The 20,943-nt window shown below is 63.9% G+C and carries 18 protein-coding genes and 1 tRNA gene; 11 read left to right on the forward strand and 8 right to left on the reverse strand.

All coding sequences use genetic code 11. The features are described 5' to 3' along the window. Positions 1-110: 110 nt before the first annotated feature. Positions 111-4,178, reverse strand: coding sequence for an ATP-dependent RNA helicase HrpA (hrpA, locus tag FLG15_RS15625; protein ID WP_150146731.1), 4,068 nt, complete (start codon positions 4,176-4,178; stop codon positions 111-113). Positions 4,179-4,281: 103 nt separating this feature from the next. On the opposite strand from hrpA, the gene FLG15_RS15630 reads away from it, so the two are divergent. The 6 genes from FLG15_RS15630 (at position 4,282) to FLG15_RS23535 (ending at position 10,130) form a co-directional block, all read left to right on the forward strand. Continuing rightward, positions 4,282-4,830: a Dps family protein gene (locus tag FLG15_RS15630; RefSeq protein WP_017155541.1), complete on the forward strand. Its 549-nt coding sequence runs from the start codon at positions 4,282-4,284 to the stop codon at positions 4,828-4,830. Positions 4,831-5,461: 631 nt separating this feature from the next. Beyond that, positions 5,462-7,258, forward strand: a complete 1,797-nt coding sequence (recQ, locus tag FLG15_RS15640; RefSeq protein WP_150146736.1) for a DNA helicase RecQ — start codon at positions 5,462-5,464, stop codon at positions 7,256-7,258. A 138-nt stretch (positions 7,259-7,396) separates the two neighbouring features. Next, positions 7,397-7,894 (forward strand): hypothetical protein, encoded by a 498-nt coding sequence (locus FLG15_RS15645; RefSeq protein WP_017155539.1) that lies wholly within the window; start codon positions 7,397-7,399, stop codon positions 7,892-7,894. Positions 7,895-7,972: 78 nt separating this feature from the next. Beyond that, positions 7,973-8,377 carry a response regulator gene (locus FLG15_RS15650; RefSeq protein ID WP_150146739.1) on the forward strand — a complete coding sequence of 135 codons (405 nt, stop codon included), beginning with the start codon at positions 7,973-7,975 and terminating at the stop codon, positions 8,375-8,377. A 170-nt stretch (positions 8,378-8,547) separates the two neighbouring features. Beyond that, the gene (locus FLG15_RS23530) at positions 8,548-9,306 is read left to right on the forward strand and encodes a hypothetical protein (protein WP_237377087.1); all 759 of its coding nucleotides are present in this window, start codon (positions 8,548-8,550) and stop codon (positions 9,304-9,306) included. Positions 9,307-9,845: 539 nt separating this feature from the next. Further along, positions 9,846-10,130, forward strand: a complete 285-nt coding sequence (locus FLG15_RS23535) for a hypothetical protein (protein WP_169790132.1) — start codon at positions 9,846-9,848, stop codon at positions 10,128-10,130. Between the two features lie 90 nt (positions 10,131-10,220). Here the strand turns inward: FLG15_RS23535 and FLG15_RS15665 are convergent, their stop codons facing one another. Next, the gene (locus FLG15_RS15665; protein WP_017155536.1) at positions 10,221-10,931 is read right to left on the reverse strand and encodes an rRNA pseudouridine synthase; all 711 of its coding nucleotides are present in this window, start codon (positions 10,929-10,931) and stop codon (positions 10,221-10,223) included. 210 nt (positions 10,932-11,141) lie between these two features. Between FLG15_RS15665 and FLG15_RS15670 the strand changes: the two genes are divergently transcribed. Both FLG15_RS15670 and FLG15_RS15680 read left to right on the forward strand, forming a co-directional pair. Continuing rightward, positions 11,142-11,348, forward strand: coding sequence for a hypothetical protein (locus FLG15_RS15670; protein ID WP_057659588.1), 207 nt, complete (start codon positions 11,142-11,144; stop codon positions 11,346-11,348). A gap of 510 nt (positions 11,349-11,858) precedes the next feature. After that, positions 11,859-14,027, forward strand: coding sequence for a methyl-accepting chemotaxis protein (locus tag FLG15_RS15680; RefSeq protein WP_057679184.1), 2,169 nt, complete (start codon positions 11,859-11,861; stop codon positions 14,025-14,027). Between the two features lie 350 nt (positions 14,028-14,377). Here FLG15_RS15680 and FLG15_RS15685 read toward each other — a convergent pair whose 3' ends face one another. Continuing rightward, on the reverse strand, positions 14,378-15,004 hold the full coding sequence (locus FLG15_RS15685; RefSeq protein ID WP_150146742.1) for a LysE/ArgO family amino acid transporter: 627 nt from the start codon (positions 15,002-15,004) through the stop codon (positions 14,378-14,380). Positions 15,005-15,104: 100 nt separating this feature from the next. Between FLG15_RS15685 and FLG15_RS15690 the strand changes: the two genes are divergently transcribed. Next, positions 15,105-16,007 carry a LysR family transcriptional regulator ArgP gene (locus FLG15_RS15690; protein WP_057659591.1) on the forward strand — a complete coding sequence of 301 codons (903 nt, stop codon included), beginning with the start codon at positions 15,105-15,107 and terminating at the stop codon, positions 16,005-16,007. 152 nt (positions 16,008-16,159) lie between these two features. Here FLG15_RS15690 and FLG15_RS15695 read toward each other — a convergent pair whose 3' ends face one another. Both FLG15_RS15695 and FLG15_RS15700 read right to left on the reverse strand, forming a co-directional pair. After that, positions 16,160-16,519: a response regulator gene (locus tag FLG15_RS15695; protein WP_017156643.1), complete on the reverse strand. Its 360-nt coding sequence runs from the start codon at positions 16,517-16,519 to the stop codon at positions 16,160-16,162. Further along, complete coding sequence (locus FLG15_RS15700; RefSeq protein ID WP_244665494.1) at positions 16,516-17,523, reverse strand: sensor histidine kinase; 1,008 nt, start codon at positions 17,521-17,523, stop codon at positions 16,516-16,518. Before FLG15_RS15700 ends, FLG15_RS15695 begins: the two co-directional genes overlap by 4 nt. A 272-nt stretch (positions 17,524-17,795) precedes the next feature. On the opposite strand from FLG15_RS15700, the gene queC reads away from it, so the two are divergent. Together queC and FLG15_RS15710 are read left to right on the forward strand one after the other, a co-directional pair. Then, positions 17,796-18,470: a 7-cyano-7-deazaguanine synthase QueC gene (queC, locus tag FLG15_RS15705; RefSeq protein ID WP_057659598.1), complete on the forward strand. Its 675-nt coding sequence runs from the start codon at positions 17,796-17,798 to the stop codon at positions 18,468-18,470. Positions 18,471-18,518: 48 nt separating this feature from the next. Continuing rightward, a tRNA-Lys gene (locus tag FLG15_RS15710) sits at positions 18,519-18,594 on the forward strand. A gap of 241 nt (positions 18,595-18,835) precedes the next feature. Here FLG15_RS15710 and queE read toward each other — a convergent pair. The 3 genes from queE to pal are packed head-to-tail and all read right to left on the reverse strand — an operon-like array spanning position 18,836 to position 20,902. Beyond that, a complete protein-coding gene (gene queE / locus FLG15_RS15715) occupies positions 18,836-19,516 on the reverse strand; it encodes a 7-carboxy-7-deazaguanine synthase QueE (RefSeq protein ID WP_057659600.1) in 681 nt (226 codons plus the stop codon). Positions 19,517-19,558: 42 nt separating this feature from the next. After that, positions 19,559-20,377: a tol-pal system protein YbgF gene (gene ybgF, locus FLG15_RS15720; protein ID WP_150146748.1), complete on the reverse strand. Its 819-nt coding sequence runs from the start codon at positions 20,375-20,377 to the stop codon at positions 19,559-19,561. 6 nt (positions 20,378-20,383) lie between these two features. After that, complete coding sequence (gene pal, locus FLG15_RS15725; RefSeq protein ID WP_003482562.1) at positions 20,384-20,902, reverse strand: peptidoglycan-associated lipoprotein Pal; 519 nt, start codon at positions 20,900-20,902, stop codon at positions 20,384-20,386. Positions 20,903-20,943 lie beyond the last annotated feature (41 nt).

Genomic DNA, 20,943 nt, shown 5'->3' on the forward strand with positions numbered 1-20,943 from the left:
TGACCACTGCTCGCTACGGTTTGCTGGCCGCTCTCAGTCTCGAAGACAGCCGCCGCATGCGTTGTAGAAGCGCACGCGGCCTTGTTCGGCTGCATGCCCTACACGAAGGCTCAACTGCGCAATGCAGCCACCCGTTGCGACAGTTTCTTCGCCGAAACGCCGGATTTGGCACCCAGCTCCTGCGCAAACACCGACACGCGCAGTTCTTCCAGATCCCAGCGCAGCGCCTGCCACTCTTGGCGGTTTTGCAAACCGCGCGCGGCGGCCTCTGCCACTGCATCCACGAAGGGTTTGAGCTCGAGCATGCGCGCCTGGTCGCGCGCAGGATCGCGCTTTGCGCGCTCGGTGCGCAGGATCATCGCCCTGAGGTAGCGCGGATAATTGGCCAATGCGTCGGCCGGCGTGTCGCGCAGGAAGCCTGCATGCACCAACGCGCGCAGTTGCTGCTCCATGTCATCCAGATTGCCGCGTGCCCAGCCCATCAACGGTGCTTCCAGCAGTGGCTTGAGTGCGGCCACCGCGCCCAGGATGCTTTCGGCCAACTTCAAGCGCTCCATCGCTTCGCCGAACAGCCGCTTGCTCGCATCGTCGCGGCGCTGCGCAAATGCGCCAGGGTCGCGAATGGCGCCCAGGCCATCGGCCAGCACGGCATTGAGCGCCGCATCGACCAGATCGCCACGCAAGCGTTCCTGCGATTCGATCGCCGCATACAGCAGCCCGGTCTTGGGCGACACCGGCAATTGCTTGCGTGCCTGCTTGATCTTGTCGGCCAATGCGATTTCCAGCAGCCGACGCACGCCGCACGGATGCGCCCGCATCGCTTCGTTGCGGTCGGCAAAGATACGCAGCGCAGCAGTTTCGCCCTGATCCACCAGCGCCGGATACGCCGGCACGCCGGCCTCGCCGGCCACCTGCTCGGGAATCGGCGCGCTGGGAAAATCGCGCAATCCTTCGGCGGCCAGCGCGCGCCCGGCCCGTGCGGCAAACGCCTGCCCGGCACGTTCTCCGTAGCGCGCGCGCAGCCCGTCCAGATCGCGCGACTCGGCCAGCACCTTGCCCTCGTCATCGCGCAGGCGCAGGTTCATCAGCAGGTGCGTGTCCAGCGCCTGCTCATCGAAATCCAGCGCCGTCACCTGCGTCCCGGTAGCCTTGGCCAGAAAGCGCGCCAGTTCGCCGCGGATATCGTCGGCCGAGGCAACGCTGTAAGCCTCGTAGAACGCGCGCCCGAAATCCGGTGCCGGCACGTAGTTGCGGCGCTGCGCCTTGGGCAGGCTACGAATCAACGCAGACGCCTTGTCGGCGACGAAGCCCGGGGCCAGCCACGATAGCCGCGCTGGATCCAGCGCATTGAGCAGGTGCAGCGGCACCTCCAGCGTCACGCCGTCGTCGACGGCACCCGGCTCGAAACGGTAATGCAACGGCAGGCGCGCATCGCCGAGCGGGAAATACTTCGGAAAGCGATCGGCTTCGCTGCCTTCGCCCGGCAGCAGGTCGTTCAACGACCAATGCAAGCTGCGGCGCTTGTCCGGCGGCAAGGTCTTCCACCACGCATCCAGACCGCTGGCCGAATGCAACTCGGCCGGAATGCGATCCAGATACCAGCGCGCCTGCCAGCCTTCGTCGGCGACGATACCGGCGCGACGCAACTTGGCCTCTTCCTCGCGCGCCTGTTCGAGCACCTTGAGATTGTCGGCCACGAAGGCGGCCCGCGTATTGATTTCGCCCGTCACCAGGCCCTGGCACACGAACAGGTCATGCGCTGCGGCCGGGTCGATCTTGCCGAAATGCACGGGCTTTTTCGGCGCCAGCACCAGTCCGAACAGGCTGATCTGTTCCGAAGCGACCACCTGCCCCTGCGCACGCGACCAATGCGCATCGAAATGCTTGCGCGCCAGCAGATGCGGCAGCTCGGCGATGGGCCAGTCCGGCTCGATCGCGGCATTGGTCATGCCCCAGACTTTCTGCGTGTCCAGCAACGTGGCCGCCAAAATCCACGGCGGCGGTTTGCGCGCCAGCGCCGAACCCGGGAACGGCACGAAGCGGCGTTGCCGCGCGGCCAGATAGTCGCCCTTTTCCGTGCGATGGCCGATCTGCGTCGGCAGCCCCGCCAACAGTGCGCGATGCAGCGCCTGATACGCCGCCGCACGTTCGCGCTCGCTGCTGCGCGCCGGCGCTGCGTTGGGATCGGGCTTGCCTTCGCGCGCCAGTCGCGCAGCACGGTGAAGCTGGCCACGCGTGGGCCGGTTGGCGTTATGGCCGTCCTCGCGGACCGGCGCGCCGGCACCGGCCAGCAGCGGCGCCAGCATCACATTGGCCGGCTCTTCGCTCCAACCTAGTTCTTCGCACAGCAAGCGCAGTTGTCGATGCAGCTCGCGCCACTCGCGCATGCGCAAGAAACCGAGGAAATGCCGGCTGCACCAGTCGCGCAGCTTGGACTGGGTCAGATCTTCATGCACCTGCCGGTACGCATCCCACAAGCGCAGGATGCCAACGAATTCAGAGCGCGCATCGGCAAACAACGCGTGTGCGTTATCGGCGGCCTCGCGCGCTTCCGGCGGGCGCTCGCGCGGATCCTGGATGCCCAGGAATGCGGCGATGATGATCATCTCGCGCAAGCACCCATGTTGCTGCGCGGCCACCAGCATGCGCGCCAGCTTGACGTCCACCGGCAGGCGCGCCATCTGTCGCCCAGTGGCGGTTAGACGCCGCTGCGCGTCGATAGCGCCCAGCTCCAGCAGCTGTTGCCAGCCATCGGCCACCGCACGTTCGTCGGGGGCCTCCAGGAACGGGAAATCTTCGATCCTGCCCAGCCCCAACTGCAGCATGCGCAAGATCACCCCGGACAACGAGGAGCGTCGGATTTCCGGATCGGTGAACGCCGGACGCGCGGCAAAGTCCGCTTCGGCATACAGCCGGTAGCAGATGCCCTCGGCAATGCGCCCGCAACGGCCCATGCGCTGGTTGGCGCTGGCCTGCGAGATCGGCTCGATATGCAGACGGTCCAGCTTCTGGCGCGGGCTGTAGCGCTTGACACGGGCAAGCCCCGGGTCCACCACATACCGGATGCGCGGCACCGTCAGCGAGGTTTCGGCCACGTTGGTGGCCAGTACCAGGCGCCGCCGCGGACCCGGATTGAATACGCGGTCCTGATCGGCTGCCGACAGCCGCGCGTACAGCGGCACCACTTCGGTTTCGCGGTATTTGCGCCGTTCCAGCGACTGGTGCGCATCGCGAATCTCGCGCTCGCCCGGCAGGAACATCAACACGTCACCGCGCGGGTCGATGCGGGTGATTTCGTCGATGGCCGCCACGATCGCATCGTTGACACTGCGCTCACCGTCGCGGCCGCTGCCGTGTTCGCCGTCTTCGCTTTCGCCCGCATCGCCTTCGAGCGGGCGATAACGCACCTCGACCGGGAAGGTGCGGCCTTCCACGCTGATCACCGGCGCATTGTCGAAGTGCTGTGCAAAGCGCTCGGTATCGATGGTGGCCGAGGTGACGATCAACTTCAGATCGGAGCGCTTGTGCAGCAACTGCTTGAGATAGCCGAGCAGGAAATCGATGTTGAGGCTGCGCTCGTGCGCCTCGTCCACGATGATGGTGTCGTAGGACGACAGCCAACGGTCGCTGGCGATTTCTGCCAGCAGTATGCCGTCGGTCATGAACTTGATGCGTGACTGATCGCTGACGCGATCGGTGAAGCGCACCTGGAAGCCCACCGTCGTGCCCAATGGCGTCTTCAGTTCCTCGGCCACGCGCGCGGCCACTGCACGCGCGGCGATCCGGCGTGGTTGGGTGCAACCGATCATCCCGGCGGCTCCGCGCCCGGCTGCCAGGCACAGCTTGGGCAGCTGGGTGGTCTTGCCCGAACCGGTTTCGCCGGCGATGACCACCACCTGATGGTCGCGGATCAGCGCGATGATGCGCTCGGCCTCGCGCGCGATGGGCAACTGGTGGTCCAGCGTGATCGCCGGCTGCTGCTCGGCCCGCGCCTGGCGTTGTGCCTGCGATGCCGCCAGCGCCTGCTCGAACGCCTCGCGCACCTGCGGGTTGCCCGGCTTGCCCTGCCAGCGTGACCATAGGCCCAGCAGGCGGCCACGGTCGCGGCTCATCGCGCCATCCACGGCACGGCGGCGCTCACGCAAGGTCTCGGCAAGGGTGGAGTCGATAGCGCTCATTGATCGAAAAATGTGAAAAATTGAATGACGTTTGATCCTTTAGCCTGTCTATTGTGACGCCATAACTGTTCTGTCAGACATCAACCCTCAGAAGGACCCTTCCATGTCCAAGAAAAAGAACGCCAACAAGCCCGTCATCGTCAACGATGCCCTGCCGGTTGCAGCCGCCTCGGCGCCGCATATCGATATCGGGATCAAGGACGCCGATCGCAAGCAGATCTCCGACGGTCTGGCCCGCTACATGGCTGACGCCTTCACCCTGTATCTGAAGACCCACAACTTCCACTGGAATGTCACCGGGTCGATGTTCAACTCGCTGCACACCATGTTCGAAACCCAGTACACCGAACAATGGGCGGCGCTGGACGAAGTGGCCGAGCGCATCCGTGCCCTGGGCTACAACGCGCCGGGCTCGTATCGCGAATTCGTCGCGCTGACCTCGATCCCGGAAGAGCCGGGCCTGAGCGACAGCGCCGACTGGCGCGAAATGGTGCGCCAGCTGGTCAGCGGCAATGAAGCGGTCTGCCGCACCGCCCGCAAGGTGCTGGGCACCGCCGACGATGCCGGCGACGATCCGACCGTGGACCTGCTGACCCAGCGTCTGCAGACCCACGAAAAGTACGCCTGGATGCTGCGCTCGCTGCTGCAGTAAACCCTCTGGGCTTCGCCCCCTGCGGGTTTGCCCAAGGTTTTGCAGTTGCGAAACCTTGGGCCCCAGCTCAATTGCCTGCCACACCCCGCGCCTTCGGCGCGCCCTCTGACTCAGGGGGCGCAGCCATCTCCGCTTCGCGGACATGTCCCCCAACATTCGCAGTGCAAACGTTGGGCCCCGCTACGCATCTCCACACCCCGCGCCTTCGGCGCGCCCCCTGACTCAGGGGGCGCAGCCATCTCCGCTTCGCGGACATGTCCCCCAACATTCGCGGTGCAAACGTTGGGCCCCGCTACGCATCTCCACACCCCGCGCCTTCGGCGCGCCCCCTGACTCAGGGGGCTATGGGTGGTTAGGTTCACGACGATGGCGCATGATGTACAGGTTCTGCAGGACGCCACAGTCTTTTGCCACACCCTCTGCATCAATTGCCGGGAATTAAGCCCCTATCCCATCGGGAAAGCGTTGGGGTGAGGGGACGGGGCGAAGCCTCATGGCGCTGACTGCGCACAAGACTTCACACACTGCCGGCCATCCGCCAGCCGCATCACGGCAATCCCTGATGCCTCTTCGCGTCGTCCCACCCAGCATCTGCCCGGCCAGGGCTTGACCCGCACGGTATCCTAGGCGGATGTCTTCCCCCGCCCACGAACTGCTCAGCCGCGTCTTCGGCTACAACGACTTCCGCGGCCCGCAGCAGGCCATCGTCGAACACGTCGCTGCCGGCAACGATGCCCTGGTCCTCATGCCCACCGGTGGCGGCAAGTCGCTGTGCTACCAGGTGCCGGCGCTGCTACGCGACGGCATCGGCATCGTGGTCTCGCCGCTGATCGCGCTCATGCAGGACCAGGTCGAGGCCCTGCGCCAGCTAGGCGTGCGCGCCGAATTCCTCAATTCCACCCTGGATGCAGAAAACGCCCAGCGCGTGGAACGCGCCCTGCTGTCCGGCGACCTGGACCTGCTCTATGTTGCGCCCGAGCGCTTGCTGACCCAGCGCTTCCTTTCGTTGCTGGAACGCAGCCGCATTGCGCTGTTCGCCATCGACGAAGCCCACTGCGTCTCGCAATGGGGCCACGATTTCCGTCCGGAATACCGCCAGCTCACCGTACTGCACGAGCGCTGGCCGCACATTCCGCGCATGGCGCTGACGGCCACCGCCGACCCGCCGACCCAGCGCGAAATCGCAGAGCGCCTGGATCTGGTGGACGCGCGCCACTTCGTCAGTTCCTTCGACCGCCCCAACATTCGCTACACGGTGGTGCAGAAGGACAACGCGCGCAAGCAGCTGCAGGAATTCCTGGGCCGTCATCGTGGCGCGGCCGGCATCGTGTATGCGATGTCGCGGCGCAAGGTGGAAGAAACCGCACAGCAGCTGTGCGCGCAAGGCTTCAATGCACTGCCCTATCACGCCGGCCTGCCGGCAGAGGTGCGTGCAAAAAACCAGCGCCGCTTCCTGCGCGAGGACGGCATCATCATGGCCGCCACGATCGCTTTCGGCATGGGCATCGACAAGCCGGACGTGCGCTTTGTGGCGCACGTGGATCTGCCCAAATCGCTGGAGGGCTACTACCAGGAAACCGGCCGCGCCGGCCGCGACGGCGACCCGGCCGAGGCCTGGCTGTGCTACGGCCTGGGCGATGTGGTGCTGCTCAAGCAGATGATCGAACAAGGCGAAGCGGCCGAAGAGCGCAAGCGCCTGGAGCGCGCCAAGCTCGACCACCTGCTTGGCTATTGCGAATCCATGCAATGCCGCCGCCAGGTGCTGCTGGCAGGCTTTGGCGAGACCTATCCCAAACCCTGCGGCAACTGCGACAACTGCCTGACCCCGGCCGCCGCGTGGGACGCCACGGTGGCCTCGCAGAAAGCGCTCAGTTGCGTCTACCGCAGCGGGCAGCGTTTCGGCGTGGGCCATTTGATCGACATCCTGCGCGGCAGCGAAAACGAACGCATCAAACAGCTGGGCCACGACCAGTTGAGCACCTACGGCATCGGCCGCGATCTGGACGAACGCACCTGGCGCGGCGTGTTTCGCCAGCTGGTGGCCGCCAGCCTGCTGGAAGTCGATAGCGAAGGTCACGGCGGCCTGCGCCTCACCGATGCCAGCCGTCAGGTACTCAAGGGTGAGCGCCAGGTCATGATGCGCCGCGAAAATCCGGCTGCCGGGCGCGAGCGTAGCGCGCAGCGCACCGGCCTGCCGGTGCAGCCGCAGGATCTGGCGCTGTTCAACGCCTTGCGTGGCTTGCGCGCGGATCTGGCCAAGGAACAGAACGTGCCGGCCTTCGTGATCTTCCACGACAGCACCTTGCGCAACATCGCCGAGCAACGGCCAACCAGCATCGATGCGCTGTCGCGGGTGGGCGGCATCGGCGGCGGCAAGCTGGCGCGCTACGGCGCGCAATTGATCGAGATCGTGCGCGACCAGGGCTGATGCAGCAGCGTGTGTCAACACAACACCGCGCACGCCACAAAAATCCGCAAGATCGACAGCGCGCATTCAATCAGCCGTTGCTAGTTTCACAGGGCGAGCTGGCACGCGCTGCCAGCCCCTCTTCGTAGAGTCCAACCGATGAAACGCAGCCTGCTTGTCCTGGTCACTCTGTTTGCCGCCGGCAGCGTCGCCGCTGGAAGTGCGTTGGCCCAAGCCAGCGACGGCAGCCCCGAAACGGCGACCGCACGTTCGCTGGACCTGAGCATTCCGCAAGCCCCGGTGCAGCTCCGCTCCGACCCGGAATACAGCAACGACCCGCCGGGCACCTTCTACGGCGACAAGAGCGGCCCCAAGCCGGCGCTGGCCCGGCCAAGTGCCGCTTCCATCGCTGCCGAACGCGCCGAGCAATGCCAGGGCAAGCTGCATGGTGCTGTCGAGACAGGCCTGGGCTATTCCAGCCGCGGCGGCAACAGCAACTGGCAGGCGGTGAATTTGAATTCCTGCAAGACCTATTACGACGACGACGGGAAGGCGCACCAGATTGGCGTCAGCATCAGTGTCGGACGTGGTGAGGGCTCCATTTTTGGCCCGCGCTATGCACCTGGTGGCTATGGTCCGGGCCCGTTCGGCTGGTAACCATACGGCAAGGTGTGCGTTGACAGAGGGTTCACTGCCGCATCGCTGAGAATGTGGCCTGCCTTACGAGACCAGCTCATGCCACAGAACAAGGAACGGCCGGTTGTCTTCGTTGTCGAAGACGGCGACGGAACCCGACAGCTCAGCTGCCTTGTGCTGGAGAGCTATGGTTTCACTTGCCGCAGCGCCGGCTCGGTCGAAGAAGCCTTGGCCCTGATCGAAAGCGACCCGCGCGTGGACGTGCTGTTTTCCGATATCCATTTCCCGGGCGGCTTGACCGGTGTGGACTTGGCGCTCAAGACCGCGCATGCGCCGTACAACCTGCCGGTGCTGCTGACTTCCGGCCTGGCGGTCGAATATGTGGAAGAGATCCTGCCCGACGGCGTGGCCTTCCTAGAAAAGCCCTATGCCCCTGAGCAACTGCTGAGTGCGATCCGCAGCGTGATGGCCAAGCACCGCGTGCTGGCCACGCCAGTCGCGTAACACGAGCGGCCGCGACTGGACGGTTGCCCACAATCCCGGTATTAAATGCCGGCCCTCGCGCGATGCGGCGGCAACGGGGATTGACCACGACACGGTAGTACCACAGACGCGGCGCATCGCCCGGCTGGCAGTACCGTGTCTTAACACCAGGGGAAAACATGAGACATCTAGTGACCGCAGCCATTGCCATGGCTGCGCTAAGCGGTTGCGCCACGGTCATGGACGACGCGACCCAGCCAATTCGCATCGACACCAAGACCGCCGACGGGCAGCTGGTTTCCGGCGCCGACTGCGCCATCAGCAACGACAAGAGCCGGGTCACGGTGAAGTCCGGCCAGACCGCACAAGTGCGTCGTTCCGCGCGCGATCTGGAGGTGACCTGCGTGCTGCCCGGCCAAAGTGATGCCGCGGGCCGTTCCATCTCGCGCGCCAACATGGGCATTTGGGGCAACATTCTGATCGGCGGGGCGATCGGCGCCATCGTCGATCACAGCAAGGGCACCGGTTATACCTACCCGAGCTGGATCCAGTTGGTGTTCGGGCAGACGCTGAGCTTCGACCGCCATCGTGAGCACCGGGGCCAGCCGCTGCAGGGTGAGAACGCGCACGGTGTGGTGGCGACACGCAATTCCAGTTCCGGCAGCCCCACGCACGCGTCGGCGGTCACCCTGCCATTGCCGAGCGAACCGGCAGCCTCCGAGCAGGCAGTCGTTACGGCAGTGCCTGCGGCAGCCGCAGGCAACGCTGGGCCTGCAGGCCCAGCGATGTCGACCGACTCGGCGGCCAGCCGCGCCCAGGGCATCAGCAATGGCCTGCAATGCGGCACCGTGCAGGCCACCAGCGCCACGCGCTTCAGCGCGGTCTGCAGCAGCGGCACCACGGTGCAGATCGATTGTTCCGGTTTCCGCTGCACTTCCACGTTTCAGTGATGCGGTGAGCGGTGAGCGGTGGGCACAGGCCCACGGTCATGCACAAGTCGTCGCGACGGCTGTCGGAAACGTCCCGACAGCTTGTCGGCTCTCGCCCGATTTACGTGACCGATGCCGCATTTAAACTGCAGCTACCGGACGCGAGGCCTGTTGGGCCGCTCAACTCGCGGGGCGCAGAGCACGCCCCTGCCGGAACACGGAGGAGCGAAGGCGCGAAGGCGCGAAGGCGCGACAGAATGGTCGCGCTTTCCCCCCACGATCTGCGCGTGCGTTCGTCCGTGCAGTCGTTTAGCAGGAAACGATTGCCGCCCGGCTCCATGCATGGAAGGCCAGTCGCGTCCTGCAATTGACCGCAGTGCAATTGTCATTGCAATCGCCCATCGGCTCCCCGGCACTCACTCCACGCAGCATGCCGATGTGCGCGTATCACTGTGCAAGCGCCTGCTTGGCCACCCCCTGATGCACGGGGCGATGCTTCCCGAATCACGCTGCAGAGGCACACTCCGACTCGTGCAAGGTGACTATTGCTGCATCGATCGATGCAAGGCAACGTCCGCCTCCGCGCCGCGCACGTAGATGCCCTGGGTCATCGAAGCGGCGGAAACATCCGCCTGCTTCTGCAGCACACCATGCATTTCACGCGATCAAGCAGGCTGCTCGCTAGGCTAACGTCATCGCAGCGCTGTGCTGCGCAAGACTGTCAGGAGTTCCGCATGGGCGACAATTCGTTTTTATCTCCGGCCTTCATCATCCTGGTCATTGGTGTGATTGCCGTGGTGCTGTTTCTGGTCACGCGTGCCAAGAAAAAGCGCAACAAGAAATAATCGCTGCATGCGCTGCTGGCCGTGACTGAGCACACGCGCACCCAGCGCTACGTGTTGACAGCGGCTGCAGCCGCTCACTCCGTGCTGCAGTCAGAACCGCTCGCCTGCCGGCAGGTAGCGCCATTCGCCGATCGCCAGCTTGCCCAGCGGCACCCGGCCCACGCGCAAGCGGCGAATGCTCACGACCTCCAGGCCCACTTGGCCGCACATGTCGCGCAGTTGGCCGGGCTGCACGTGCTTGATTGCAAACCGCAAGCGGTCTTCGCTTTGCCAGCTCACCTTGCAAGGCGGGAGACTGCGCTGTTGGTAGACCAAGCCATGCGCCAGCCGCGCCATTCCGTAAGGGCGCAACTCACCCCGCACTTCCACCAGGAATTCCTGCTCGATCGTGCCAGCGTCAGCGCTCAGCCGGCGCAGCACGCGGCCATCCTGGCTCAGGATCAACAGGCCGCTGGCCACCTCTTCCAGCGGCAGCGGTGCATGTAAGCGTAGGAAGTGCCGCTTCAGCACACGTACGTCGGACTGATCCAGCGCGCTGCGCGTTGCCGGCGTGGCAAGCGCCAGCGCGGCATCGACGCAGACGCCTGCCGGCTTGTGCAGCAACAAGGTGGCGGGCTCGGCAGGCACCGGCACCGCATTTTCGGCCAGGGTGACCTGCGCCGCGGTCGCTAGCGCCTGCGGTTCTTCGACCACCACGCCGTCCACGCTGACCCACCCGCCCTCGATGTAGTGCTGGGCCTCGCCACGCGAGCAGCCGAACGCGGCAGCCACACATTTATCGAGACGGATCGGATCGGACATCGGGCGAACTCAGCATCAGGGGACGGCAGTGTACGTGCTGGCTGTTTGCCCGCGTGAGTCGCGGCCCAACGCATCGGACGGTGCGCCTGCGCAGGCCGGCACTGCCTGCTATCGACGCAATGGCAAACTCCGTGTGCACCCAGACACCGGCAAACGCTTCTGCACCGCACGACAACGTGGGAAACTCGAAGCTCACACAGGAGATCGCAGATGTTTATCCAGTTCGGCACCGCCCGGGTCCGCCTCAACCATATCTCTGTCATCAGCGACCCCTTCAACGCTGGCGAAAGCTTCGGGTCGTACTGCCACTCGGTTCGGGTCGGGCTGATCTCCGGCGAAGAAGTCTTTGCGCGCTTCAACAGCGAGAATGGCGCCAAGCAACTGCACGCAGACGTGCTCGCTGCGCTGGAAGCCTGAGCAAAGAGTGATCGCCATCGCGGCGCGCTGCGTGCGCACCCGATGGCCCCAACTGCAGCACATGATGTTCCTGCCATGCATGCTGCGGTGCGGGAATACGCGCGACGCCGCGTGCGGCCCCTTCCACTGAAGTACCTCGCACAGCCTATGCGCTATCGGGCTCGCGTCTGTCTTGTCAGGCGCCCGATGCAGAACTGGCCTGCATGCATCCAATAGCCAGTCATACGCGTCTGTCGGCCACGCGCCAATGTCGGCAAAACGTCGGAAAATCGCTGCATCACCAGCACACTTCGATCCGGCCAAATGCATCTGAATCTGCGCGCTGGGGCACCTATGTCAGGACAGCGGAAGCGAGTGTCAGGAAACTTCCGATCTGTAATGAATCAGCGGTAAGTATTTTCGATCGACGGTCTTTAGCTCCCTGAAATTCTGCCGCTAGCTGGGCAAGGCGCTTGAGTCGATGCACCCCGCATCCGCCGAGCTGCTCAGCTGTACTACCTGGAAGCGGTCATGAATGACTATCTGCAACGCCTCAATGTCGGCCGTCGCCTCGGAATGGCGTTCGGTATTCTGATTCTACTGTCGGGCCTGCTGGTGGCGACCGGCCTGATCACCATGGCCAATGCGCGTTACGAGCTGGACACCATCGTCAACAACAACATGGAAAGGATCCGGCTATCCTCCGAAATGCTCGACGCCAACACCAATGTGGCGATCGGCTTGCGCGACGTGGTGATGGTGTCAGGCGATGCGGCCAACCGGCGCGCACTGGACATCATCGAAAGGAGTCGCGCGCGCTACAAGCAAGCCCACGATGCCCTGGCTGCGATGCCAAGCAGCGAGCTCGAAAAAAAGGCGCTCGCACTGGTGCAGGAAAAGCGCGACATCTCGGTCAAGTTCAACAACCAGATTCTCGACTACGGCATGCGCGACCAGAATCAGCAGGCACAGGCCTTGCTGCAAGGCGCTGCCGCTGCGGCGATGGACCAGCAACAAGCCGCAATTGCTGCAAATGCCGCCTTGGAGCGCCGCCTCAGCAAAGATGCGTACGCCGCAGCGGTTGCATCGATGCATAACGGCAAGATCATCCTGGCCAGCGGCGGCATCGCTGCGCTGGTGATCAGCGCGCTGCTCGCATGGTTGATTACGCGCAGCCTGACCAGGCCGTTGAGCCAGGCCACGCGCACTGCCGAAGCCATTGCCGCAGGCAATCTGCGCAACGATGTGCACACCACCGCAACGGATGAAACCGGCCGCCTGTTGCAGGCCATGGACAAGATGCAACTGCAGCTGCGCAACCTCATCGCGGCGCAGACCGACATGGCCAAGCATCACGATAACGGCCAGATCAGCTTCCGCATCGACGCAACCGTTTTTCCGGGCGACTACGGCCGCATGGCCAACGACACCAACGCATTGGTGGCCTCGCACGTGGCCGTGCAAAACGATCTGGCGCGCATCATGGGGCGTTATGCCATCGGCGAACTCTCCGAAGACATGCAGCCCCTGCCGGGCGAAAAAGCTGCCTTCAGCAACACCATGTCGCAGGTCAAGCTCAACCTGTCTGCGATGAATCACCAAATCAAGCACCTTGCGCAGGCCGCCGCCAATGGCGACTTCAGCGCCCGTGGTGATGTCGAACGCTTCCAGTTCGACTTCCGCATCATGGTGGAGAGCCTGAACCAGTTGATGTCCACCGCGGACGGCAATCTGCAATCGCTATCGGCACTGCTGCAGTCGATCGCAGCGGGCGACCTCACCGCACGCATGAGCGGCGACTTCCGCGGCGTATTCGCACAGATGCGCGATGACGCCAATGCAACAGCAAGCCAGCTGGCGCAGATCGTCGGCAACATCCAGCAGTCGGCCGTGTCGATCAACGCGGCTGCCAGCGAGATCGCCGCGGGCAACCAGGATCTGTCGCAGCGGACCGAGCAGCAGGCAGCCAACCTGGAAGAGACCGCCGCCTCGATGGAAGAGCTAACCTCCACCGTCAAGCAGAATGCCGAGAGTGCGCGCCAGGCCAATCAATTGGCGATCGGTGCCGCACGCGTGGCCTCGGAAGGGGGCACTGTGGTCGGCAAGGTCGTGGACACCATGAGTGGTATCGAAGCCTCGTCCAAGAAGATCGCCGACATCATCTCCGTCATCGACGGCATTGCCTTCCAGACCAACATCCTGGCGCTGAACGCCGCGGTGGAAGCTGCCCGGGCAGGCGAACAGGGTCGTGGCTTTGCGGTTGTTGCCTCGGAAGTGCGCACGCTGGCGCAACGCTCCTCCGGCGCAGCGAAGGAGATCAAGGACCTGATCGACGATTCCGTCCAACGCGTGGCCGAAGGCTCGGCACTGGTGCACAGCGCCGGCAAGACCATGGGCGAGGTCGTGGCCAGCGTCCAGCGCGTCACCGACATCATGGGCGAAATTTCGGCGGCCTCGCAGGAGCAATCTGCCGGCATCGAACAGGTCAATCAAACCATCACGCACATGGATGAAACCACGCAACAGAATGCGGCGCTGGTGGAAGAAGCCACTGCCGCCGCCCGCTCCATGGAAGAACAAGCCGTGCAACTCACCGACGCGGTCGCCATCTTCAAGATCGATGCACGGCAGGCACGCCGCGCAGACGCGCGCGCTACCGCACCGGTCGCGCATCTGTTGGACAAGGTACGCCACGCCTGAGCAGTGGCGTGGCCGCCGGCTGACTTTCAAAGGGGCAGCTGGCGTGAGCGCACCGCAGCGCTTGCCGGCGGCGATCGCAACAAGCCACTCACGTCCTCCCAAGCGCGCCCTGAGCGCGCGCTTGGCTGTTGCAACGGCGCAGCTACCTTTGCAGGGACACCATCTGCGCCAACGCCGCCTGTTCGCTGTCAAATAAACTGCCGAACATATCGAATTGTCGAGCAATCCCTGCACCGGCGGCGATCCGACGGCCCGGCCTGGCGGGTGGACTGCAATAGATCACCATGGACCAGCAGAATTTCCGGCTCCCACACCTGCGCAATGACTGCATAACGCTGCAGACAGAGCGATTAGCGCAGCGCCACGTGCTCGGGTAGCAGCAACAGCACACACAGCAGCAGCATGAAGACCGCGATCAGTCCATCCAGTATCTGCCACGCACGCGGATGCCGGAACACCGGCTGCAACAAGCGGGCGCCATAGCCCAGGCCAGAGAACCAACTGACGCTGGCGATACACGCACCGAGCGCAAATGCCCAGCGCAACGCACCGGGATAATGCGTGGCCAGGCTGCCGAGCAAGAGCATCGTATCGAGATAGACGTGCGGATTGAGGAAGGTAAACGCCAGGCAGGTGAGCGCTGCGCGTTGCCAGTGTTCTTCGCCCTGTTGCGCCGGGGTCATTGTGCCTTCGCCGCGCCAGGCACGGCGCGCGGCCATCCAGCCATAGACTGCAAGAAATGCGGCACCTGCGTAACGCAGCAGCTGCAGCAGGCCCGACCATTGCTGCGCCAATACGCCGATTCCGGCGACACCGAGCAATATCAGCGCGATATCCCCTAGTACGCAGATCGTCACCACTAGCCCCACGTGCTGGCGCTTGAGTCCTTGCCGCAGCACGAACGCATTCTGCGCGCCAATCGCAACGATGAGGCCGACACCGGCGAGAAAGCCGGCGATTATTGCTTGAGCGATCACAGTGTTGTCTCCGGGTAAGGAGTGCATCGTCTGCCATTGCAGATCATTAGAAAAACTAAATAATCTGTATGCTGCTTAGATCTTCTAATGCGCTCAAACTATGGATCTCCTACATCCTCAACTGGCCGCATTCGCAGCCGTATTGGACGAAGGCAGCTTCGACGCTGCTGCACAGCGGCTGGCGGTAACGCCCTCGGCAATCTCGCAACGCATCAAGGCGCTCGAAGATCGACTGGGGCAGGTACTGGTCATGCGTAAGGCGCCTTGCCGGCCAACACCGGCAGGCGAACGGCTGTTGCGCCGACTTAAGCCCATGCAGGTACTCGAAGCCGAAGCGATTGCCGACTTCCTGCCTGGCGATGGCGTCGCCGGCCATCTGCGCACACTCGCCATCGCGGTCAATGACGACTCGCTACAAACCTGGTTCCTGCAGGCGTTGTCGTCGCTGCACCAGACGCACAACTTCCTGTTCGATGTGCAGGTGGACGACCAGGATCACACCCTGGAATTGTTGCGCACTGGCAGCGTACTAGGCGCGGTCACCTCCGAGCGCGCGCCACTGCAGGGCTGCAATGTCCACGCATTGGGCGTGATGCGGTACCACGCAGTCGCATCGGCAGCGTTCGTCGCTGCGCACTTCAAGGGTGGCTTTACGGCCAGCGCGCTGGACCAGGCGCCGATGATGGTATTCAATCGCAAGGACACGTTGCAGGCGCGCTTCGTCAGGCGCATCACGCGCACCCGGTTGGCCCCGCCCACGCATTACCTGCCCACCTCCACCGGTTTCGTCGAAGCCGCTGCACGCGGACTCGGCTGGTGCCTGGCACCCGAAGCGATGGTGCTGCCTGCGGTGCGCAACCAGCAGGTCGTCATCATCGACCCCACCCGCTGGCTCGATGTCCCGCTGTACTGGCAATACGCCGCTGTGCGCTCGAGCGCCTTGCAGCAACTCAGCCAGGCACTGCGCGAGGCCGCTGCCACCAGCTTGCGTGGCAGCAGATAGACACCACAGCCACCGTTCTCACTGCCTGCCCATCGCCGGGCTGCCATGCATCGGCTTGCGGGGCATGCGCGCCAGCGCACTGTGGCAGACAGGGCTATCGCACTTCTCGCCGGCTACCCGTGTCGTTCAACTTCGGCAACACACGCGCTCGATCACTCGGCGCTGCGCTGCTGCAACAGCGAGAGCGCATGTTTTAGATCGCGAAAATGGAAAGGCTTCTGCAGACCGTGCCGGTGCCGGTACTTCTCGGGAATCCCGCCCTGCGCATAGCCGGTCACGAAGATATACGGAACACCGCGCGCGTCCAGTTCTTCTGCAATTGGAAACGACAAGGTGCCGCCAAGATTGATGTCCAGCAGTGCCAGGTCGAGGTTGCCTTCCTGCACCGCTTGCAGCGCTGCGTCCACGTCGGCCACGGTTGCCGCCACCTCGTAGCCCAGTTCCGCCAGGCAATCCTCCAGGAGCATCGCCACCAACGACTCGTCTTCGACCAGGAGCACGCGCATGGTCATGGCCGTGCCTCGGCATGCTCGGGCGGCAACGGGATGGAAACGCGGAAACACACGCCAGCCGGGTCGAACGACAGCTCAACCTCGCCCTTGAGGTCGTGCTTCAAGCCACGCTCCAAAAGACGCGTGCCGAATCCTTTGTGCGTGGGTGGTTGCACGGGCGGCCCCCCGCTTTCGCGCCAGATCAATTCGGGGCGCTCCTGCTCGCCGCGTGTGCTGCGCTCCCACGAAACCATGACATTCCCAGCTGGCAAGGATAATGCGCCGTGCTTGAGCGCGTTCGTGCACAGCTCATGCAGCGCCATCGACAGCGCCAATGCCCGCCGCGGATCCAGCCGACAAGAATCGCCCTGCAGCGTGAAGCGCTGGCTGTCGTGCGACTCATACAGCGCGGCAGCGTCGCGGGTCAGTTCCAGGACGTCGGCACTGACCCAGTTTTCGCGCGTCAGCGTGTCGTGTGCCCGCGACAGCGCCAGCAAGCGCGCGTCGAGCTTTTCCTGAGCGTCGGCCAAGCCGCCGGCGTTGGTGAACGACTGCCGCGCCAACGATTGCACCATTACCAACGAATTCTTGACCCGGTGGTTGAGCTCGTTGATCAACAGTTGCAGGTGCTGCTCATGCTGCTTGTGCTCGGTGATGTCGCGCGTGGCGCCAGCGATCGCCTCGACCCTGCCATCGGGTCCGAATACCGGAGTAAAAATGTAGTCGTAGATGCGCAGGCCCTTGGTGGTATGCGGGAATGGCACCTCGCCGCGCACCGGCTGGCCTGTTGCGATCACCTGTTCGATCTCTTCATCGTGCATGGCCGCATGCCAGGGCTCGTAGCCCAGTTCCAGGCAGGTCTTGCCGCAGGCGTCTTCCCAGCGCATGCCCCACATCGTCAACAACGCCTGATTGGCGTAGACGAAGCGATGCTGGATATCGAACACATACAAAAGATCCGGTGTTGCCTGTAGCAGGGCCTCGTAAATGCGCGATTTCGCTGTGTCTTCCTGATGCTCGGCCATTGCGTCATGCTTCCAAAATTGATGCGAACGATAAATGCACTTACGTGAACGCCTGATCATGCGTATTTGACGTCGAATCCAGCGCAGAAAACGCCCGCCGTCACCGAAGAGACCGGTTGCAATCGATCGATAACGCAACTGCACTCCACTCTTTCCTCTTGCGCGGCCAATCCCGCACCAACCAAAGCCGTAGTGATGACCGGTTCCTGGTCGCCCTGCACCACCGTCCCTGATAGCCTTCGGGGTTATTCCGCAGTGATTGCCGATTCGTCATGAAAAAAGCCGTTGTTCTGTTGTCCGGTGGCATGGATTCCGCCGCCGTTATCGCACTCGCGCAGGAGCAGGGCTTTGCCGTCTACGCGCTAAGCGTGCGCTATGGCCAACGCCACACGTCGGAACTGGACGCCGCAGCGCGCGTTGCTGCCGCGCAGGGCGTCATTGCGCATAAGGTGGTCGACGTGGACCTGCGCAGCATCGGCGGCTCGGCGTTGACCGACGACATCGACGTCCCCGACGCTGGCGGCGAAGGCATCCCGGTCACGTACGTCCCTGCGCGCAACACCATCATGCTGTCGCTGGCGCTCGGCTGGGCCGAGGTCATCGGCGCCAACGACTTGTTTTGTGGCGTCAATGCGGTGGACTACTCTGGCTACCCCGATTGCCGTCCCGAGTTCGTGCGCGCTTTCGAGGTGCTGGCCAACCTGGCCACCAAGGCAGGCGTGGAAGGTGCAGGGCTACGCGTGCACGCACCGCTGCAGTTCCTCAGCAAGGCCGACATCGTCCGTGAAGGCGTGCGCCTGGGTGTGGACTTCGGCCTCACGGTCTCCTGCTACCGCGCCGATGCGGATGGGCGCGCCTGCGGCCACTGCGACGCCTGCCGCCTGCGCGCAGCCGGCTTCGCCGATGCCGGCGTTCCCGACCCCACGCACTACGCCATTTTGTCTTGACGCCCGCGTAGGGTAGAATGCGCACCCCGACGCAATGTCGGGGTCAGTGGGCCGTTAGCTCAGTCGGTAGAGCAGAAGACTTTTAATCTTTTGGTCGATGGTTCGAATCCATCACGGCCCACCATCTCCAGCAAGGCTTTCAGCGAACTTCATCGCTGCGCAAGAAGGCACCCACTCCGCCATTCCGCAATCTTCGGTCGCCCTGCAAGCCTGCAGGTACCGATGCACCGCGACGTCATCGCCGTGCGCCTAAGGTCTTTGCCACCTTGTGGGATCGCCCGCTGCCAGATCAGACCGACTTACCGCCCAGATCTTTTTGCCAGCGTAAGGCGGGTTCCTGAGGCGCCGCGTTACCTGCCTGATCCTCAGCGCCCAGCCTCGTCGTTCCACAGCAGCTTATGCAGCTGCATCTGGAAGCGCACCGGCAAGCGATCTGCCACGATCCAGTCGGCCAGCTGGCGCGCGCTTACCTCGCTTTTGCTCGGCGAAAACCACACCGTGCAGCGGCGATCCAGGCCATGCGCGGCGACGACCTCGCGCGACCATTCGTAGTCGGCGCGGCTGCAAATCACCAACTTGATCTGGTCGCGTGCGGTCAGCAGCGGCAGGTTTTCCCAGCGATTGCGCGCCTGCTCGCCGGATGCGGGCGTCTTGATGTCGACCACGCGCGAAACGCGCGGATCCACGGCAGACACGTCCAGCGCACCGGAAGTTTCCAGCGAAACGTCGTAACCGGCGTCGCAAAGCTTCTCCAGCAATAACAGACAACGCTTCTGTGCCAACGGCTCGCCACCGGTCACGCAGACATGGCGCACGCCATGACTGGCGACCTCGGCAACGATGGCGTCGATGTCATGCCACTGCCCGCCATGGAACGCGTAGGCAGTGTCGCAATACAGGCAGCGCAACGGGCAGCCGGTCAGGCGCACGAACACCGTCGGCCAGCCGGCGGCATCGGCCTCGCCTTGCAGGGACAAAAAGATTTCGGTGATCTTCAATCGCGGCAATGGCGACTGGACGATCTCGCTGGGGACGGCGGCGTTCATGGGCGAAGTATGCGCCGTGCCGACCGGCACAGACGCGCAGGCTCAGCGCAGTTGCTGGCCGAGACGGATGGACTGCAGGCGCTCCTGCGCAACGCGTGCCGCGTCGGAGCCAGGGTACTGCGTAGCGACCTGCTGCAAGGTCTGCTGGGCCTCGTTGTTCTTGCCTTCGCCGTACTGCGACAGGCCAAGCTTCAACAAGCCGCCGGCGGCCTTGTCATGGGTGGGATAACGGCTGACGAGATCGCGGAACTGCGTCTCGGCAAGCTGGAAATTGCGGGTGGCGTAATAGCTTTCGCCCAGCCAATACAAGGCATTGGGGGTATAGACGCCGTTGGGATAGAGCTCCAGAAAGCTCAGGAACAGCTGCGATGCATCGTCGTACTTGCCGTTCTTCAACGCATCGAAGGCCACGTTGTAGGCAGTACGTTCGTCGTTGCTGACGGCCAGGGTGCCCGGGTCGCCATGGACGGTGGGCGGCTTCTCGGAAGTTGCCGCCACTGCGGGCCGCGCGGCAGGTGCCGGGGCCGGGGTCACGCTGCCGGTCGCTGGGGGCAATGGCGGTGTTGCGCCACCTGCGCCTTCCAACCGGTTCAAGCGTCCATCCAGGTCCAGGTATTGGTCCTTGGACTGCTGCTTGAGTTGCTCATTGTCGTGCTGCAGCTGTTCGACGGTCGACCGCAACGCCTGCAGGTCCGAACGCGCCTGCTGCAGCTGATTGAGGAGATCGTTGTTGGCCTGGCTATTGGCCTGCTGCTGCTCGAGCACGGCCACACGATCAGCGAGACTGGCTCGCTGGGCGTATGCCGGCGCGGCGACCACAAGGGCCGCCGCGACGAACAGGGGTGTCACTCGAAAGCGCATCGCTTCTTACTGAGCCGTGTACACGATTTCGACGCGGCGGTTCTGCGACCAGCAGGACTCATTCGACTCGGTGCAGACCGGACGCTCTTCGCCGTAGCTGACGACGGTCAGCTGGCTGGCCGAACCGCCGGCAGCCTGCAGCGAGGACGACACGGCATTGCCGCGACGCTCGCCCAGACCCATGTTGTACTCACGCGAACCGCGCTCGTCCGCATTGCCCTGCAGGGTGATGCGCGAGGAAGGGCGGTCACGCAGGTACTTGGCGTGGCAAGCCATGATGGCCTGGAATTCCGGCTTCAGGGAGTCCTGATCCAGATCGAAGTAAACAACGCGCTGACGCAGGCAGGCATCGGTATCCAGGTCGCCCGGGCCGTACAGGCCAGAGGTGGACGGGCCGGTGGGAACCGAGGAACCAGCGGTGGTATCGGTCGCAGGAGGCGGAGTTTCCTTCACCTTCTTCGAGCAACCAGCCAGCACAGCAACGGACAGCAGGGAGACAAGCAAGACGCGGGTGGACTTGTTCATGGGGTACCTATGGAGGCTCTGGGCCAATGAGTGGTTTAACG

Origin of the sequence: Xanthomonas phaseoli pv. dieffenbachiae (assembly GCF_008639345.1) — a bacterium.
Lineage (GTDB): Bacteria > Pseudomonadota > Gammaproteobacteria > Xanthomonadales > Xanthomonadaceae > Xanthomonas > Xanthomonas phaseoli.

Excerpts from the sequence above, each read along its gene's own strand:
- hrpA (WP_150146731.1), bottom strand. The coding sequence starts at position 4,178 with ATGAGCGCTATCGACTCCACCCTTGCCGAGACCTTGCGTGAGCGCCGC.
- FLG15_RS15630 (WP_017155541.1), top strand. The coding sequence starts at position 4,282 with ATGTCCAAGAAAAAGAACGCCAACAAGCCCGTCATCGTCAACGATGCC.
- recQ (WP_150146736.1), top strand. The coding sequence starts at position 5,462 with ATGTCTTCCCCCGCCCACGAACTGCTCAGCCGCGTCTTCGGCTACAAC.
- FLG15_RS15645 (WP_017155539.1), top strand. The coding sequence starts at position 7,397 with ATGAAACGCAGCCTGCTTGTCCTGGTCACTCTGTTTGCCGCCGGCAGC.
- FLG15_RS15650 (WP_150146739.1), top strand. The coding sequence starts at position 7,973 with ATGCCACAGAACAAGGAACGGCCGGTTGTCTTCGTTGTCGAAGACGGC.
- FLG15_RS23535 (WP_169790132.1), top strand. The coding sequence starts at position 9,846 with ATGCAAGGCAACGTCCGCCTCCGCGCCGCGCACGTAGATGCCCTGGGT.
- FLG15_RS15665 (WP_017155536.1), bottom strand. The coding sequence starts at position 10,931 with ATGTCCGATCCGATCCGTCTCGATAAATGTGTGGCTGCCGCGTTCGGC.
- FLG15_RS15670 (WP_057659588.1), top strand. The coding sequence starts at position 11,142 with ATGTTTATCCAGTTCGGCACCGCCCGGGTCCGCCTCAACCATATCTCT.
- FLG15_RS15680 (WP_057679184.1), top strand. The coding sequence starts at position 11,859 with ATGAATGACTATCTGCAACGCCTCAATGTCGGCCGTCGCCTCGGAATG.
- FLG15_RS15690 (WP_057659591.1), top strand. The coding sequence starts at position 15,105 with ATGGATCTCCTACATCCTCAACTGGCCGCATTCGCAGCCGTATTGGAC.
- FLG15_RS15695 (WP_017156643.1), bottom strand. The coding sequence starts at position 16,519 with ATGACCATGCGCGTGCTCCTGGTCGAAGACGAGTCGTTGGTGGCGATG.
- FLG15_RS15700 (WP_244665494.1), bottom strand. The coding sequence starts at position 17,523 with ATGGCCGAGCATCAGGAAGACACAGCGAAATCGCGCATTTACGAGGCC.
- queC (WP_057659598.1), top strand. The coding sequence starts at position 17,796 with ATGAAAAAAGCCGTTGTTCTGTTGTCCGGTGGCATGGATTCCGCCGCC.
- queE (WP_057659600.1), bottom strand. The coding sequence starts at position 19,516 with ATGAACGCCGCCGTCCCCAGCGAGATCGTCCAGTCGCCATTGCCGCGA.
- ybgF (WP_150146748.1), bottom strand. The coding sequence starts at position 20,377 with ATGCGCTTTCGAGTGACACCCCTGTTCGTCGCGGCGGCCCTTGTGGTC.
- pal (WP_003482562.1), bottom strand. The coding sequence starts at position 20,902 with ATGAACAAGTCCACCCGCGTCTTGCTTGTCTCCCTGCTGTCCGTTGCT.